Source organism: Pseudomonas sp. 44 R 15 (assembly GCF_900004965.1).
Lineage (GTDB): Bacteria > Pseudomonadota > Gammaproteobacteria > Pseudomonadales > Pseudomonadaceae > Aquipseudomonas > Aquipseudomonas orientalis_A.
Map to the genome: position 1 here is coordinate 31,661 of NZ_CVTU01000122.1, position 15,727 is coordinate 47,387.

At 60.3% G+C, this 15,727-nt stretch carries 13 protein-coding genes and 1 tRNA gene; 12 read left to right on the plus strand and 2 right to left on the minus strand.

Annotated features, from left to right (window positions below):
• Positions 1-145: 145 nt before the first annotated feature.
• From mgtA to BFP93_RS26465, 5 genes are all read left to right on the plus strand, one after another.
• Positions 146-2,851: a magnesium-translocating P-type ATPase gene (mgtA, locus tag BFP93_RS26445; protein ID WP_065895538.1), complete on the plus strand. Its 2,706-nt coding sequence runs from the start codon at positions 146-148 to the stop codon at positions 2,849-2,851.
• A 39-nt stretch (positions 2,852-2,890) separates the two neighbouring features.
• Positions 2,891-3,607, plus strand: coding sequence for an MgtC/SapB family protein (locus BFP93_RS26450; protein ID WP_065895539.1), 717 nt, complete (start codon positions 2,891-2,893; stop codon positions 3,605-3,607).
• Positions 3,608-3,911: 304 nt separating this feature from the next.
• On the plus strand, positions 3,912-4,538 hold the full coding sequence (locus tag BFP93_RS26455; protein WP_057725622.1) for a response regulator transcription factor: 627 nt from the start codon (positions 3,912-3,914) through the stop codon (positions 4,536-4,538).
• A gap of 6 nt (positions 4,539-4,544) precedes the next feature.
• A complete protein-coding gene (locus tag BFP93_RS26460; RefSeq protein ID WP_065895540.1) occupies positions 4,545-8,159 on the plus strand; it encodes a transporter substrate-binding domain-containing protein in 3,615 nt (1,204 codons plus the stop codon).
• 134 nt (positions 8,160-8,293) lie between these two features.
• A complete protein-coding gene (locus BFP93_RS26465) occupies positions 8,294-8,716 on the plus strand; it encodes a chemotaxis protein CheY (RefSeq protein ID WP_065888252.1) in 423 nt (140 codons plus the stop codon).
• Here BFP93_RS26465 and BFP93_RS26470 read toward each other — a convergent pair.
• Entirely contained in the window at positions 8,713-9,777 is a 1,065-nt protein-coding gene (locus tag BFP93_RS26470; RefSeq protein WP_065895541.1) for a 3-deoxy-7-phosphoheptulonate synthase, read from the minus strand. The two genes, BFP93_RS26465 and BFP93_RS26470, sit on opposite strands and share 4 nt — an antisense overlap.
• 618 nt (positions 9,778-10,395) lie before the next feature.
• On the opposite strand from BFP93_RS26470, the gene BFP93_RS26475 reads away from it, so the two are divergent.
• Both BFP93_RS26475 and BFP93_RS26480 read left to right on the plus strand, forming a co-directional pair.
• Positions 10,396-11,145 carry a carbon-nitrogen hydrolase family protein gene (locus BFP93_RS26475; RefSeq protein ID WP_065895542.1) on the plus strand — a complete coding sequence of 250 codons (750 nt, stop codon included), beginning with the start codon at positions 10,396-10,398 and terminating at the stop codon, positions 11,143-11,145.
• A complete protein-coding gene (locus BFP93_RS26480; RefSeq protein ID WP_065895543.1) occupies positions 11,146-11,577 on the plus strand; it encodes a GNAT family N-acetyltransferase in 432 nt (143 codons plus the stop codon). It begins immediately after the preceding gene.
• Here BFP93_RS26480 and BFP93_RS26485 read toward each other — a convergent pair.
• Complete coding sequence (locus BFP93_RS26485) at positions 11,574-11,852, minus strand: DNA-binding protein (protein WP_065895544.1); 279 nt, start codon at positions 11,850-11,852, stop codon at positions 11,574-11,576. The genes BFP93_RS26480 and BFP93_RS26485 overlap by 4 nt on opposite strands.
• A gap of 82 nt (positions 11,853-11,934) precedes the next feature.
• Between BFP93_RS26485 and BFP93_RS26490 the strand changes: the two genes are divergently transcribed.
• From BFP93_RS26490 to BFP93_RS26510, 5 genes are all read left to right on the plus strand, one after another.
• Positions 11,935-12,300, plus strand: a complete 366-nt coding sequence (locus BFP93_RS26490; RefSeq protein WP_065895545.1) for a helix-turn-helix domain-containing protein — start codon at positions 11,935-11,937, stop codon at positions 12,298-12,300.
• Positions 12,301-12,452: 152 nt separating this feature from the next.
• A complete protein-coding gene (gene uvrY / locus BFP93_RS26495) occupies positions 12,453-13,094 on the plus strand; it encodes a response regulator transcription factor GacA (RefSeq protein WP_017530522.1) in 642 nt (213 codons plus the stop codon).
• 1 nt (position 13,095) lies between these two features.
• A complete protein-coding gene (uvrC, locus tag BFP93_RS26500) occupies positions 13,096-14,919 on the plus strand; it encodes an excinuclease ABC subunit UvrC (RefSeq protein ID WP_065895546.1) in 1,824 nt (607 codons plus the stop codon).
• Between the two features lie 32 nt (positions 14,920-14,951).
• Positions 14,952-15,512, plus strand: a complete 561-nt coding sequence (gene pgsA / locus BFP93_RS26505) for a CDP-diacylglycerol--glycerol-3-phosphate 3-phosphatidyltransferase (protein WP_003190391.1) — start codon at positions 14,952-14,954, stop codon at positions 15,510-15,512.
• A gap of 60 nt (positions 15,513-15,572) precedes the next feature.
• Positions 15,573-15,648, plus strand: a tRNA-Gly gene (locus BFP93_RS26510).
• Positions 15,649-15,727: the final 79 nt, after the last annotated feature.

Here is a 15,727-nt window from a genome sequence, read left to right on the forward strand (position 1 = left end):
CAGCACCTGAGTTGACTCGGGAGGCTACGGACGCGCCTGCCTTTTACGGCGGGCGGGCCAGGTTCGGCTGTGCCCGTGTTTGACGGGCACGGCGCGGGCGGCCAGTACCTGCACGACGGGTTTTTCCTCGCGCAGGAGTAACACCATGAACCTCAGCCTACTCAAAGAGTTCTTCGCCGGATTCCTGCGGACCCGGCATATCGCCCGGCATTTTCGCCGCCTGGCGATGCTGGAGACCGTGACCGACGCCAGTGTCAGCCGCGAAGTACCGCCCAGCCTGGCGCAAACCCTGGTGGCCGCAGCCAATGGCAGTGCCGTGCAGGTGCTGGGCACGCTGGGCAGCCATGCCGAGGGGCTGAACACCCAGGAGGCCGACGCGCTGCGCGGGCAATATGGGCTCAATGAGGTCGAGCACGAGCAGCCGCTGCCCTGGTGGGGGCACCTGTGGCACTGCTATAAAAACCCGTTCAATCTGCTGCTGACCTTGCTGGCGGTGATCTCCTGGCTGACCGAGGACATGAAGGCGGCCACGGTGATTTTCTCCATGGTGGTGCTGTCGACCCTGTTGCGTTTCTGGCAGGAAGCCAAGTCGAACAAGGCCGCCGACGCGTTGAAGGCGATGGTCAGCAACACGGCGACCGTGCTGCGCCGGGACGCGGCCAAACGCCTTGAACTGCCGATCAGGCAATTGGTGCCGGGCGATCTGATCGTGTTGTCGGCCGGCGACATGATTCCCGCCGATTGCCGCGTACTCAGTGCCAAGGACCTGTTCGTCAGCCAGGCGGCGATGACCGGTGAATCCATGCCGGTGGAGAAGTTCGCCCAGCAGCAGGATGCCCATACCCGCAACCCGCTGGATCTGGAAAACATCCTGTTCATGGGCACCAATGTGGTGTCCGGCGCCGCCACGGCGGTGATTCTTGCCACGGGCAACGCCACCTACTTTGGTGCGTTGGCGCAACGTGTCACGGCAACCGACCGCGCCACCACCTCGTTCCAGCATGGGGTCAACAAGGTCAGCTGGCTGCTGATCCGCTTCATGTTCGTGATGGCACCACTGGTGTTGTTCATCAATGGGTTCACCAAGGGTGACTGGACCGAAGCGTTGCTGTTCGCGCTGTCGATTGCCGTGGGCCTTACCCCCGAAATGCTGCCGATGATCGTCACCTCGACGTTGGCCAAGGGCGCGGTGTTCCTGTCGCGCAAGAAGGTCATCGTCAAGCGCCTGGACGCGATCCAGAACTTCGGCGCCATGGATGTGTTGTGCACCGACAAGACCGGCACGCTGACCCAGGACAGGATTTTCCTGGCGCGCCACGTGGACGTGTGGGGGCGGGAGTCTGACGATGTGCTGGAAATGGCCTACCTCAACAGCTATTACCAGACCGGTTTGAAAAACTTGCTGGATGTGGCCGTGCTCGAGCACGTGGAGATCCATCGTGAATTGAAAGTCGGTACCGCGTTTCAGAAGGTTGACGAGATTCCGTTCGACTTCAACCGTCGTCGCATGTCGGTGGTGGTGGCCGAGCAGGACCAGCCGCACCTGTTGATCTGCAAGGGCGCGGTGGAGGAGATTTTGTCGGTGTGCACCAGCGTGCGCCATGGCGACGTCAATGAAGCGCTGACGCCAGAGCTGCTGGCGCGTATTCGCCAGGTCACTGCGGCCTTCAACGAAGAAGGCCTGCGTGTGGTGGCAGTCGCGGCGCAGCCGATGCCGGCCGGGCGTGATACCTACACCCTGGCGGATGAAAACAACCTGACGCTGATCGGCTATGTGGCGTTTCTCGATCCGCCCAAGGAAAGCACCGCGCCCGCCCTCAAGGCTTTGAAGGCGCATGGCGTGGCGGTGAAAGTGCTGACCGGTGACAACGAGCTGGTCACAGCGAAGATCTGCCGTGAAGTGGGCCTGGAGCAACAAGGGCTGCTGATGGGCAACGATATCGAAGACATGACCGACGCCGAGCTGGCGCAGGCGGTGGAAACCACCAACGTATTCGCCAGGCTCACGCCCAGCCACAAGGAACGCATTGTGCGTCTGCTCAAGGCCAACGGGCATGTGGTGGGGTTCATGGGGGACGGCATCAACGATGCGCCGGCGCTGCGCACAGCCGATATCGGTATTTCGGTGGACAGCGCGGTGGACATCGCCAAGGAAGCCGCCGACATCATCCTGCTGGAAAAGAGCCTGATGGTCCTGGAAGAGGGCGTGCTGGAAGGTCGGCGCACCTTCGCCAACATGCTCAAGTACATCAAGATGACGGCCAGTTCCAACTTCGGCAATGTGTTCTCGGTGCTGGTGGCCAGTGCGTTTATTCCGTTCCTGCCGATGCTGCCGATGCACTTGCTGGTGCAGAACCTGCTGTATGACATCTCGCAGATCGCGATTCCGTTCGACAACGTCGACGACGACATGCTCGCCAAGCCACAACGCTGGCAGCCGGCGGATGTGAGCCGCTTCATGCTGTTCTTCGGGCCGATCAGTTCGATCTTTGACATCACCACATTCGCACTCATGTGGTATGTGTTCGATGCCAATACGCCGGACCACCAGACCCTGTTCCAGTCGGGCTGGTTCGTGGTGGGGCTGCTCACCCAGACGTTGATCGTGCACATGATCCGCACCCCGAAAATCCCGTTCCTGCAAAGCCGCGCGGCAATGCCGCTGATGGTGATGACAGGCGTGATCATGGCCGTCGGGATCTTTCTGCCGATGGGGCCGTTGGCGCATTACTTCAAATTGCAGGCACTGCCGTCGCTGTACTTTGTGTTCCTGCCGGTGATTCTGCTGGCCTACATGGCATTGACCCAGGCAGTGAAGGGCTACTACATCCGCAAGTTTGGCTGGCAGTAACAGGGGCTCGGTTGCCGCAGCAGTCATGGAGATTTTTTTATGCAGGCCATCAACAACATCAACCTCGACTCCCTGGTCGACACCGTGGTCAGCCTCACCGCCGCGTTTATTCTCGGCGGTCTGATCGGCTTCGAACGCCAATACCGTCAGCGCACCGCAGGTTTGCGTACGAATGTACTGGTGGCGGTTGGCGCGGCGATTTTTGTCGACATGGCCAATCGGCTGGGAGGGGCCGAAGGCGCGGTGCGCGTGGTCGCGTACGTGGTATCGGGTATCGGTTTTCTGGGGGCCGGTGTGATCATGCGCGAGGAGGGCAATGTGCGCGGGCTCAATACGGCCGCCACCCTGTGGGCATCGGCCGCAGTCGGTGCCTGTGCGGGGGCCGACCTGATTCTCGAGGCATTGCTGGGAACGCTGTTCGTACTGGCGGCCAATACGTTGCTGCGCCCGATCGTCAATAACATCAACCGTCAGCCGTTGGACGTGGTCTCGGCCGAGGTGACCAACATTCTCTATGTCATCGCACGGCGTAGCCAGCAACAGGCAGTCATGGTGATGTTGGAGGCGGAGCTGGCGCGATGCAACTACCCGGCCAGCGATGTCGATGTACGCCCCTTCGGCAGCGAAGAAGTCGAAATCGAAGCCACCCTCGCCGCGACGTCGGTCGACGGTGACGAGCTGGACGCGTTGGTGGCGCGTATTTCCACCTCCAGTCTGGTGGTGCAGGCGTTCTGGAGCCCAAGTACCACCGACTGACCCGTGTGCCCGAACCGCCCGTTGAGCCAATATCGACTAGGCTTTTCGTGAGGAAAAATCCTACAAGTAGTCAGGACTATCCCTTCAATCAAAACATCATTGCATTGTTAAGGTTGGGCACTTACGGCTGGCTGCCCGTTCTGGTCCATCCGTGATTGCTCGTGATGTTTCAATGGAAGGGACCAGGCTGCGAGTGGTTATCGTCCTGATGAGGGTGCAGTGCCGTTTGTCGGAACTGTCATATCTCACAGGTACCTAGGTCCCATTTGATATGTAAGGGTACTTCGATCGCCTAGGGGTGTGTATGAGCAAAGCATTAATCGTGGATGACCATCCTTTTATACGTGCGACGGTCAAATATCTGCTGAAGGAGGAAGGATTCGATGAGATCTATCAGGCGGGTGACGGTGCAGATGCAATGCAATTGGCGCGGGAGCAACGTCCCGAGCTGATCATCCTTGACCTGGCGATGCCCAAGCTGGGAGGGTTGGAGGTGATCAGTCGGGTCAAGGCCCTGGGCCTGCCGTGCAGGATCCTGGTGCTGACCTCCTACCTGGCCGTGTTTTTTTCCACCCGTTGCATGCGCGCCGGCGCCATGGGGTTCGTGGCCAAGACCGGCGAGCTGGATGAGCTGCAAAAGGCTATCCGAGCGATCCAGTCGGGCTACAGTTGTTTCCCGAGCCTGCCCACCAGCTCGGTCCGCCGTGACGACCTGCAGGAAACCGAGCGGCAGATGATCGAGTGCCTGTCGGACCGTGAATTGACCGTCCTGCAGAAGCTGGCCCTGGGGCTGGGCAACAAGGAAATTGCTGAAGACATGCTGTTGAGCCACAAGACCATCAGCACTTACAAGACACGTCTCAAGGAGAAGTTACGGATGTCCTCAGTGGTGCACCTGTCCAAATTTGCCCAGCGCAATCATCTGATCTGATTTGAAATGGTCGCCATCGCGTTCAAGCGGTTCGCCACGTTTCTCTGGTTGAGCCTGTTGCCCATGGTCGCGATGGCCCTTGATGAGCCCAATGTTTTGCGGCTATTGGGCCACTCTCGTATCGACCCTCCCATCGTCACCCTGCAAGAGCCCGACTGGCGCTGGCTGCGCGAACGGCGCAGGTTGCTGATGGGCGTGTCCGCTCCCGATTACGCACCCTTCGACCTGACCAATAACCGTGAAGAGCTCGAGGGGATTACCGCCGATTTCGCAGCGCTGATCAGCCAGGCCCTGAATATTCCCATTGAGGTTCGGTGCTACGAAACCCGCGATGAAGTGATCGAAGCCCTCAAACGCGGTGATGTGGACTTCCTGGGTTCGGCCAATGGCTATGAGGCGGCCGACCCGCAACTGATCCTGTCGCGCTCCTACGCCAATGACCAACCCACTCTGGTGACCCGTACCAACGATAGCCAGGCGCTGAGCGATGACCTGGCGGGCAAGCGCGTGGCGATGCTTTATCACTATCTGCAGCCCGAGGTGGTACGGGCGTTCTACCCCCATGCCCGCGTGGAATTGTTTTCTTCGGCCTTCGAGGCGATCGGCGCAGTAGCGTTTGGCCGCGCCGATGTGTACCTGGGCGATGCCATCAGCACCAATTACCTGATCAACCGCAACCAGCTCAATATTGTGCGCATGGCGGATTTTTCCACCCTCGAAGCCAACCCATTCGGGTTTGCGTTCACCCGGCAGAATACGCGGCTGCCGCCGATCATCAATGCGGCGCTGGAGGCGATTCCCGCCGGTGAGCAGATGGAAATATTACGCCGTTGGAGTGGCGGCAACCTCGGTATTGTCGGTGCTGGCCGGTTGCACCTGAGCGCCAGTGAGCAGCGCTGGCTCCTCAAGCATCCGCGGGTCAAGGTGGCGGTGCTCGACAAACTCCTGCCGCTGTCCGTCGTCGATGATCAGGGACAGTTCGAGGGGCTGAGCGCCGAGGTGCTGTCACGTATCAGCCTGCGCACCGGCCTGAAGTTCGACGTGGTGCCGGGCAACTCGATACCGGGCCAGATCGACCAGGTCAGCACGGGCGCGGCGGATATGCTGGCGGTCGTGACCCCCAGCGTCGAGCGCGCGGAAAAGGTGCGGTTTACCCGGCCCTACCTGACCAATGCCCTGGTGCTGGTAACCCGAGGGGATGAACATAGCCCTGTGACAATGGAAGATATGGTGGGTAAACGCCTGGCGATGATCAACGGCAACGGGTTGCGCGATACCATCTCGCGGGACTTTCCCGGCGTCGTGTTTATCGATGTGGACAGCGCGGAGCAAGCGATGGCGATGGTGGCCAGAGGCGAAGCGGAGGCGGCCGTCAATTCGTTGATCAGCGCGCGCTATATGATCGCCCGGTATTACCGCAATCGGTTACGCATCACCAGCACGGTCGGCTCGGAGCCGGCGCGTATCACGTTCGGGGTCAACCGCAGTCAGCTGGAGCTTTATTCGATCCTCGACAAGGCGCTGCTGAGCATCACCCCGCAGGAAATGGATGAGATGATTGCCCAGTGGCGCAGTGAGGTGATTATCGAAGACAGTTACTGGCTGCGTCACCGCAACGTGATCATTCAGGGGTTCGGGCTGGCCGCGTTGTTATTGATCGTCACGCTGAGCTGGGCCATCTATCTGCGCAGTCTGATTCGCAAGCGCGTCCAGGCCGAACGCGCCTTGAGCGACCAGATGCGCTTTATGAGTGTATTGATCGACGGCACCCCCCACCCGATTTATGTGCGTGACCGCCAAGGGCGCTTGATGGCCTGCAATAACGCTTATCTGGATGTATTTGGCTACAAGCTTGAAGACGTGATTGGTAAAACAGTGGTTGAAACCGACGCCGGCAACCTGCCACAGGCTCAGTCGTTCCATCAGGATTACCTGCGCTTGATGGCCGACGGTGAGCCACAGATTCATGACCGCATACTCAAGTTGCCCAGTGGCGAGGCCCTGACCATCTACCAATGGATGTTGCCGTATCGTGACGGTGACGAGAAAGTGGTGGGCATGATTGCCGGGTGGGTCGATGTCAGCGAGCGCCAACAATTGTTGGGTCAGTTGCAGGAAGCCAAGGACGATGCCGACGCCGCCAACCGGGCGAAGACTACCTTTCTGGCGACCATGAGCCACGAAATCCGCACGCCAATGAATGCAGTGATCGGCATGATCGAGCTGGCCCTGAAAAGCGCGGAACAGGGCTTGGCGGACCGGGATGCCCTGGAGGTGGCTTCGGAGGCTTCGCGCGGCATGCTGGAGTTGATCGGCGATATTCTGGATATCGCGCGGATCGAATCCGGTCATCTGTCGTTGGTCCTGGAACCGGCCAATCTGCATGAATTACTGACGTCGGTGGCACGCGTGTTCGAAGGTTTGGCGCGGGCCAAGGGGTTGGCGCTGCAGGTTGAACTTGATCCATCGATCGATCGCATGGTGCTGGTTGACCCCCTGCGTTTCAAGCAAGTGGTGTCGAACCTGCTGAGCAATGCCATCAAGTTCACCCACAACGGGCAGGTCACGCTCGGTGCCCATGCGACGTTCGATGGGGAGCACCTGAAACTGCAATTGTGGGTGCAGGACACCGGGATTGGCATCAGTGCCCAGGACCAGTTGCGCCTGTTCAGCCCCTTTATCCAGGGCAGCAATGGTGAGCAATCGGCACGTAGCGGCTCTGGCCTGGGGCTGGTGATCAGCCGCAACCTGTGCGAAATGATGGGCGGGCAGTTGCACTTGAGCAGTGTGCTGGGGCAGGGCACCCGGCTGGATGTGACGCTGGCCCTGGTCATGACCGCTGCAGTGCCGCAGGAGGGGACGGCGGCGAGCGCTCCCGTCACGCCGCCTCATGCCTTGAGTATCCTGGTGGTGGACGACTACCCGGCCAACCGTTTGCTGCTGGCTCGACAATTGAGTTTCCTCGGTCATCGCATCACCACGGCCGAAGACGGCATTCAAGGGCTTGAGCACTGGCGCGCGGGGCAGTTCGATGGCGTCATTACCGATTGCAATATGCCGTTCAAGAACGGCTATCAGTTGGCGCGGGACATCCGCTTACTGGAGCGTGACTCAGGCCTGGCGCCGTGCCTGCTCCTGGGGTTCACCGCCAATGCCCAGCCCGAGGAAGCCGAGCGCTGCCGGCAAGCCGGGATGGATGGTTGCCTGTTCAAACCCACCGGGATTGACGATTTGCGCGCTGCGCTGGCGTCACGCTCCACTTACGCCCCCAGCCCTGAAGCAGCGGCGTTTGATTTGAGTACCCTGATCACGTTGACGGGGGAGGACCACCACGCGCTCACCGAGCTGCTGATCCCCTTGCTCGACAGCCTGGAGGCGGACCGGGGGCTGTTGCCGACGCTGCAGCGCAAGGCTGACTTCGCCAAGTTGCACGACCTCGCACATCGCGCCAAGGGAGGGGCACGAATGGTCAAGGCACAGGTTCTGATCGCGCGCTGTGAAGCGCTGGAGGCTGTTTGTGAAAGGCAGGACCGCCACGCGCTGGCCGCGACGACCGAGGCTGTCGAGGAAGCTATCCTCGCTTTGCATGGTGGGCTGAGCCTTTATTGCAATCAGCCTTGATCCCGATTAACGGCCATTGGGAGCTTTTGGGAGAAGTCCTACACGAAGGGGGAATAAGCCTGATTTTGTGTTCGGGATTTGTCTGGAAAATGGGCGACGCTCACTGACGAGCGCTGCCTGCCCAGGGGTTTGCCATGCCGAACAAAGCACTGACCATCCTCATTGCCGATGACTTGCACTTGCAACGGTTGTACATCGAGAAAATGCTCAACCAGTTGGGGTATCACCGAATTGTGCCGGTGCAGACCTTTGAAGAAGTCCAGATCCTTACCGCCATTCCGGCCGAACCCTTCGATGTGCTGATCATCAATGCGGTCCTGGCGGCCCATGCAAGCGGGCCCAACCCGCAGGCGCGCCATGTGCTGGTATACGACAACCTGGACCTGGACGTACCCGCCGACGCCATGCCGACCGTATCGGTACGCCTGCCGGGCGTGCCGGATAACGTCAATCTCGAGCATTTCATGGAGATCATCGACCCGCCCCACACCCTGGCCGGCTTGCGGGTGTTGCCGTGGTTAAGGGCATTATCCCGTCAGCCGGCCGTCGGAGCCTAGTCGCGAAGGCGCTCGGCGGCGCTGCGCAGCAACTGCTCTGTGCCCGCCCAGCCCAGGCAACCATCAGTCACCGACACGCCGTATTTCATCGACGGGCCCAGCGGCTGGCAGCCTTCGAACAGGTGGCTTTCGAGCATCATGCCGATCAACGACGTGTCGCCCTGCAAGCGCTGCTCCAGCACCTCGTTGAACACCGCCGGCTGGCGCAGCGGGTCCTTGCCGCTGTTGGCATGGCTGCAATCGACCATGATGCGCGCAGCGACCTTGGACTTGGCCAGGTCGTGTTTCACCTGGGAGACGCTCTGCGCATCGTAATTCGGCCCGCGGTGACCGCCGCGCAGCACCAGGTGGGTGTCGGGGTTGCCCGGCGTCTGGATGATGGCCGGGTGCCCCAGGCTGTCGACGCCGAAGTGGCGGTGCGGGTGCGAGGCCGAGCGCATCGCGTCGCAGGCAATCGCAACGCCGCCGTCGGTCCCGTTTTTGAAGCCTACGGGCATGCCCAGGCCGCTGGCCATTTCGCGGTGGATCTGCGATTCAGTGGTGCGCGCGCCAATTGCCACCCAACTGAGCAGGTCGTCGAAGTAGCCGGCGGCCATGGGTTGCAGAAGCTCGGTCGCAACCGGCAAGCCCAGGCGCAGCATCTCGCGCATCAGTTCCCGGGACAGGGCCAGGCCTGCGGCCATGTCATCGCTGCCATCGAGGTGCGGGTCGTAAGCCAGGCCTTTCCAGCCAATGGTGGTGCGGGGTTTTTCGACGTAGGCGCGGATGACCAGCAGCATCTGGTCGCTGACTTCAAGCGCCAGCTTCTTGAGGTTGCGCGCGTATTCCATGGCCGACTGCGGGTCGTGTATCGAGCACGGGCCGACAATCACCAGCAAGCGCGAGTCCTGGCCATCGAGGATGGCGCGTACGGCGTGGCGGTGGGCATGCACCTGTTCATTGAGGAACGGGCTGAGGGGCAGTTGATGCTTGAGCTCATGGGCACTGGGCAGGCGCTGGGTCAGGGCTTCATTGGCGCTGGTCAGCGTAGAGACGGGTAAAGCGGCGACGGAGGCGTTCATATTCAAGGTTTCCTGGGCAAGCGGCGGGCAATTCCCGCACGCTTGGCCTACTGGGGTGTTCGACAATTGGTCGTATCGGCTACGTGTGTTGGCTTGCCACCAAGAGGTGACCGGTCGGAGGCGGCAGGCTGTCCCGAACGGAGCTGGCTAAATCGCCATGCAGCGCAAGTGTCGTAGCTGTAATAGGTGGCGTAGTTCATGTCGTGATTCCTTCAAGTGTGTTTGATTGAGCAAATTATCCGGGCCTGGAAAAACAAAACCCCCGGTCGGGGAGCCGACCGGGGGTTAGATTTCTCTGGCAGGCGACCCCTTGAGTAGTGGGCGCCGATTTCAGGTATCAGGCGCGCCAGTGGCTAAACCAATACCCAAAATAAAAGCTGACCAGTGCGCTCGAACCGTTCACACGGGTAGCCGACACCGAGCGCGAGGCGCTGGCGGCAGGGCAAACCTGAGTGTGGGTGAGTGGCAACATGGTCGATCTCCAAATGATGTTGGGCAGCTTACTAGAGCTTCGCGGGTGGATTCAATCAGTAATTTCTATCGCGCAGCGGGACTTACGGCTATGGCGTGAGTGTCGATATGATGACGACGTCCCACACTGATTCCCGGAATCCGACCATGACTGCCTTGACCCTCGCTGCCGCGCAAACCGTTTCAATCGCCGGCGACGTAGACGCCAATATCGCGCGACACCTGGTGTTCATGCAGGCTGCAGCCGCACGGGGTGTGCAACTGCTGGTGTTTCCAGAGCTGTCATTGACCGGCTATGAGCCTGCGCTTGCAGGCGACTTGGCGATCGCGCCTGAAGCGCCACTGCTCGCGCCATTGCGCGAGATGGCGCGGGAGCTGCGGTTGACGGCCGTGGTGGGAATGCCGATCCGCCTGGCGCCAGAGGCGGGTGTGCTGATTGGCGCTTTGGTGCTGGGAGCTGATGGTTCCCTGGTGGTCTACACCAAGCAGCATCTGCATCCCGGCGAGGAAATCGCGTTTGTTGCGGGGCAGGGCGGCGCTGCGCTGGAATGGGGGGATGATCGTATCGCACTGGCCGTTTGCGCTGACTTTTCCCACGCTAGTCATCCGCACCAGGCGGCGCTGGCGGGCGCCAATATATACGCCGCAGGCGTGTTGATCAGCGAGAGCGGCTACGCGACGGACAGCGCGCTTCTCCAAGGCTATGCAGTGGAACACAGTCTGTTGGTGTTGATGGCTAACCATGGCGGCCCCTCGGGTGGCTGGACCTGTGCCGGACGCAGTGCGATCTGGGCCACCGACGGCCGGTTGCTTGCAGCGGTGCCCGGCGGCGGCGAAGCGCTGGCGATCGCCTGTCGCGATGACGAGCGCTGGGTTGGACAAGTGGTGGTCTTGTAAATGACCTTCCACCTGCGCGCTGCAACGGACCAGGACCTGCCCTTTGCACGAAACCTGACCCACCAGGCAATGAACCGCTATTACCAGCAAAACCAGTTGCTGTGGTCCAACGATGGCTTCGATACGGCCTGGGCCGGTCGGGAAAACTGGATGATCTGTCAGGATGACAGTGTGCTGGGGTTCATCAGCTTGAGCCGTGACAGCAACGCGCTCTATATCCGCGAATTGCATATGCTTGAGCAGTACCGTGGACTTGGCGCGGGTAGCTGGGTGCTGCAACAAATGGCGTTGAAGGCCCGCACGCTGGGGCTGTTGCGTTTGACCGTATTCAAGAACAATCCGGCCAAACAGCTTTATGAGCGCATGGGATTGCGCGTTGTCGGTGAAGAAGACAGCTTCTGGCGAATGGAGCGCGTCTGTCCCTCAAGCTAAAAGCCTGCGTCGGATCCTGATAAGCGCATACTGGGTGAGGAGCCGACTTCCTGATCGTCGTTCTGGCCGTCAGCCTCAGCAAGGATGATCCCCTCTTTCATGCCCAAAAGGACCGCTACCTTATGGGCCTCCCCACGCCGTCCCTTTTTGCGCCCAGCGAGCACTTGATAGGTGGTTGCCGGATCGACGCCGTGTTCACGGGCAAACGCCTGAACGGACTTTCCCTGATGTTCCAGCCAGGCCTTGGCTTGTGCAGCAGTACGGATTCCGGGCATAGTTCAAAACCGTTCAAGTTCGTTCAACAAAGAGATGAGTGTGTCACCTCTTGGGGTGTGCCAAATAGGATCATACATCCAAATGAGTGGAATCGGTTCGCGTTTGAGGCAGGAAAGAGAGCGACTTGGCCTGTCGCAAAAAGTGTTTGGTGAAATCGGAGGCGTTGAAGCCAACGCACAAGGCAAATATGAAAATGGTGGGCGTGCGCCCAAGGCCTACTATTTGTCCCGTGTGGCCGAGAGAGGCGTGGATATCCTGTACGTGTTGACCGGGGCTGCCACGCCGATTCAACTGGAAAACCTGAGCCAGCTTGAAGAGAAAGTCCTGGTTGATTACCGGGCGATGTTCAAGGAAGACCAGGATGCAATCCGCCGCCTCACCTCGACCCTGGCCGAGCATTCCCTTTCCAGGAATGGAAAAATCAAGCCGCACCCGCAGGATTCCTGACCTTTTGCCCAGCAAATCCGGCCCTCCACCCGCCGATGGCCGCGCGCCAAGCGGTCAAACTCCATATATATGATGCCAGCGGCTAGGTCTGCGACCCGGTTTTTTGCTAAGGTGGTCAGCAACCTATAAAGACCATATCGCGAGGTGTCTGCTTGATTAGGGTGCTAGTAGTCGATGACCATGATCTCGTTCGTACAGGCATTACACGAATGCTGGCTGACATCGATGGCCTGCAAGTAGTCGGCCAGGCCGAGTCGGGAGAGGAGTCTCTGATCAAGGCCCGGGAGTTGAAACCCGATGTGGTGCTGATGGACGTCAAGATGCCGGGTATCGGCGGTCTTGGCGCCACGACTAAATTATTGCGCAGCCATCCTGATATCAAGGTTGTGGTGGTAACCGTGTGCGAGGAAGACCCGTTCCCTACACGTCTCTTGCAGGCGGGGGCGGCCGGTTACCTAACCAAAGGCGCCGGCCTGGCGGAGATGGTGCAAGCCATTCGCCTGGTATTTGCCGGGCAGCGCTACATCAGCCCGCAGATTGCCCAGCAGTTGGCGATCAAGTCTTTCCAGCCCACCAGCGATTCACCGTTCGACGCGCTATCGGAGCGGGAGATCCAGATCGCCTTGATGATCGTCGGTTGCCAGAAGGTGCAGTCGATTTCCGACAAACTGTGCCTGTCGCCCAAGACCGTGAACACCTACCGCTATCGCATCTTCGAGAAACTCGCCATCAGCAGTGATGTTGAATTGACCCTGCTCGCAGTGCGTCACGGCATGGTGGACGCCAGCGCCTGACATGACCACACCGTTTGATCCAAGTGCCTTCCTCTCGACCTGCAGTGGCCGCCCCGGCGTGTACCGCATGTTCGACAGCGAGGCGCGCCTGCTCTACGTAGGCAAGGCCAAGAACCTGAAAAACCGTCTGGCGAGTTACTTTCGCAAGACCGGTCTGGCGCCCAAAACCGCCGCCCTGGTCGCGCGCATCGCCCAGGTCGAAACCACCATCACCGCCAATGAAACCGAAGCGCTGCTGCTTGAGCAGACGTTGATCAAGGAATGGCGGCCTCCGTATAACATCCTGCTGCGCGACGATAAATCCTATCCCTACGTGTTCTTGTCGGACGGCGCTTTCCCACGGCTGAGCATTCACCGTGGCGCGAAGAAGCAGAAGGGCAAGTATTTCGGGCCTTACCCGAGCGCAGGTGCCATTCGTGAGAGCCTGAGCCTGCTGCAGAAAACGTTCTTTGTGCGCCAGTGCGAAGACAGCTTCTACAAAAACCGTACACGGCCATGCCTGCAATACCAGATCAAGCGCTGCAAGGCGCCCTGCGTGGGGCTGGTGGAACCTGCCGAGTACGCCGAGGATGTGCGTCACTCGGTGATGTTCCTCGAGGGGCGCAGTAACGCGCTCACCGATGAGCTGTCCGGGGCCATGGAAATCGCCGCCAGTACCCTGGATTTCGAGAAGGCTGCCGAACTGCGCGATCAGATCTCCTTGCTGCGCCGCGTCCAGGACCAGCAAAGCATGGAAGGCGGCACCGGCGAGGTCGACGTGATTGCGGCGTTCGTCAACCCGGGAGGTGCCTGCGTGCACCTGATCAGCGTGCGTGGCGGGCGAGTGCTGGGCAGCAAGAATTTTTTCCCGCAGACCGGCATCGACGAAGACGTCTCCGAGGTCATGGCGGCGTTCCTCGGCCAGTACTATGTGAGCAGCCCCGAGCGCGACCTGCCGTCGGAACTTATCGTCAACGTGGTCCACGAGGATTTCCCGACCCTGATCGAGGCGATCCACGAACTGCGCGGGCGCGAGCTGGACATCAGCCATCGCGTTCGCGGTACCCGGGCCCGCTGGCAGCAACTGGCCGTGACCAACGCCGAGCAGGCCTTGGGCGCACGCCTGGCCAATCGACAGCACGTTGCCGCGCGCTTCGAATCCCTGGCCGAGGTGCTCAACCTGGACGAGCCACCGCAGCGCCTGGAGTGTTACGACATCAGCCACTCCAGCGGTGAGGCCACCGTGGCCTCTTGCGTGGTGTTCGGCCCTGAAGGCCCGATCAAGGCCGACTACCGGCGCTACAACATCGAAGGCGTCACCGCCGGCGACGATTACGCCGCCATGCACCAGGCGCTCACACGGCGCTTCAGCAAGTTGAAGGACGGGGAGGGCAAGTTGCCCGATATTCTCCTGGTGGACGGTGGCAAGGGCCAGTTATCCATGGCCCGCGATGTTCTCAACGAACTGGCGGTGCCCGACCTGATCCTGCTTGGCGTGGCCAAGGGCGCCACGCGCAAGGCCGGTTTTGAGACGTTGTACTTGAATGATGCCGCCCATGAGTTCACCTTGAAGGGCGATTCCCCGGCACTGCACCTGATTCAACAGATCCGCGACGAAGCCCACCGCTTCGCCATTACCGGCCACCGTGCGCGTCGCGGCAAAACCCGCCGAACCTCAACCCTGGAAGGCGTTGCAGGGGTCGGCCCGACGCGGCGTCGCGACTTGCTTAAACATTTTGGTGGCTTGCAGGAGCTCTCCCGTGCCAGCATTGACGAAATAGCCAAAGCACCCGGTATCAGTAAAAAGCTCGCTGAATTGATTTATGCCAGTCTGCACAGCGAATAGAATGCCTTCTCACCTCGTAGCCAGTTGTGCCGATGAATATCCCTAATCTGATCACCGTTCTACGCGTCCTGCTTATCCCGATCTTCATTTTGTTGTTCTATTTGCCCTATGAATGGAGCTACGTCGCGTCCAGTTCGGTATTCGCCTTTGCCGCCGCCACCGACTGGCTCGACGGCTACCTGGCCCGCCGCCTGGAACAGAGCACGCCCTTCGGCGCGTTCCTCGACCCTGTGGCCGACAAACTCATGGTCGCCGTGGCCCTGGTGTTGTTGGTGCAGGAGCACGGCAACCTGTGGCTGACCCTGCCGGCCGCCGTCATCATCGGCCGCGAAATCGTCGTCTCGGCCCTGCGCGAATGGATGGCCGAAATCGGCGCCCGCGCCCATGTCGCCGTATCAAACATGGGCAAATGGAAAACCGCCGCGCAAATGCTCGCGCTGGTCATCCTGCTGGCCAACCCATCGGACTTCTCGTTCTGGGTCCTGACCGGCTACGCCTTGCTGCTGGTCGCCGCAGGCCTGACCCTGTGGTCCATGCTGCAATACCTGCGCGCCGCCTGGCCCCACCTGCGCACGACCGTTGAAAAGAAATAAAACTTTTTTGAATCAAGGGGTTGACGGGTGCCGAAGATTCTATAGAATGCGCATCACCAAGCGGGAATAGCTCAGTTGGTAGAGCACGACCTTGCCAAGGTCGGGGTCGCGAGTTCGAGTCTCGTTTCCCGCTCCAAGATTCAGAAAAAAGCCACTCAGATGAGTGGCTTTTTTTTGCCTGAAAAATGTCTGTACTCATGTTGGCGAGCTACTGC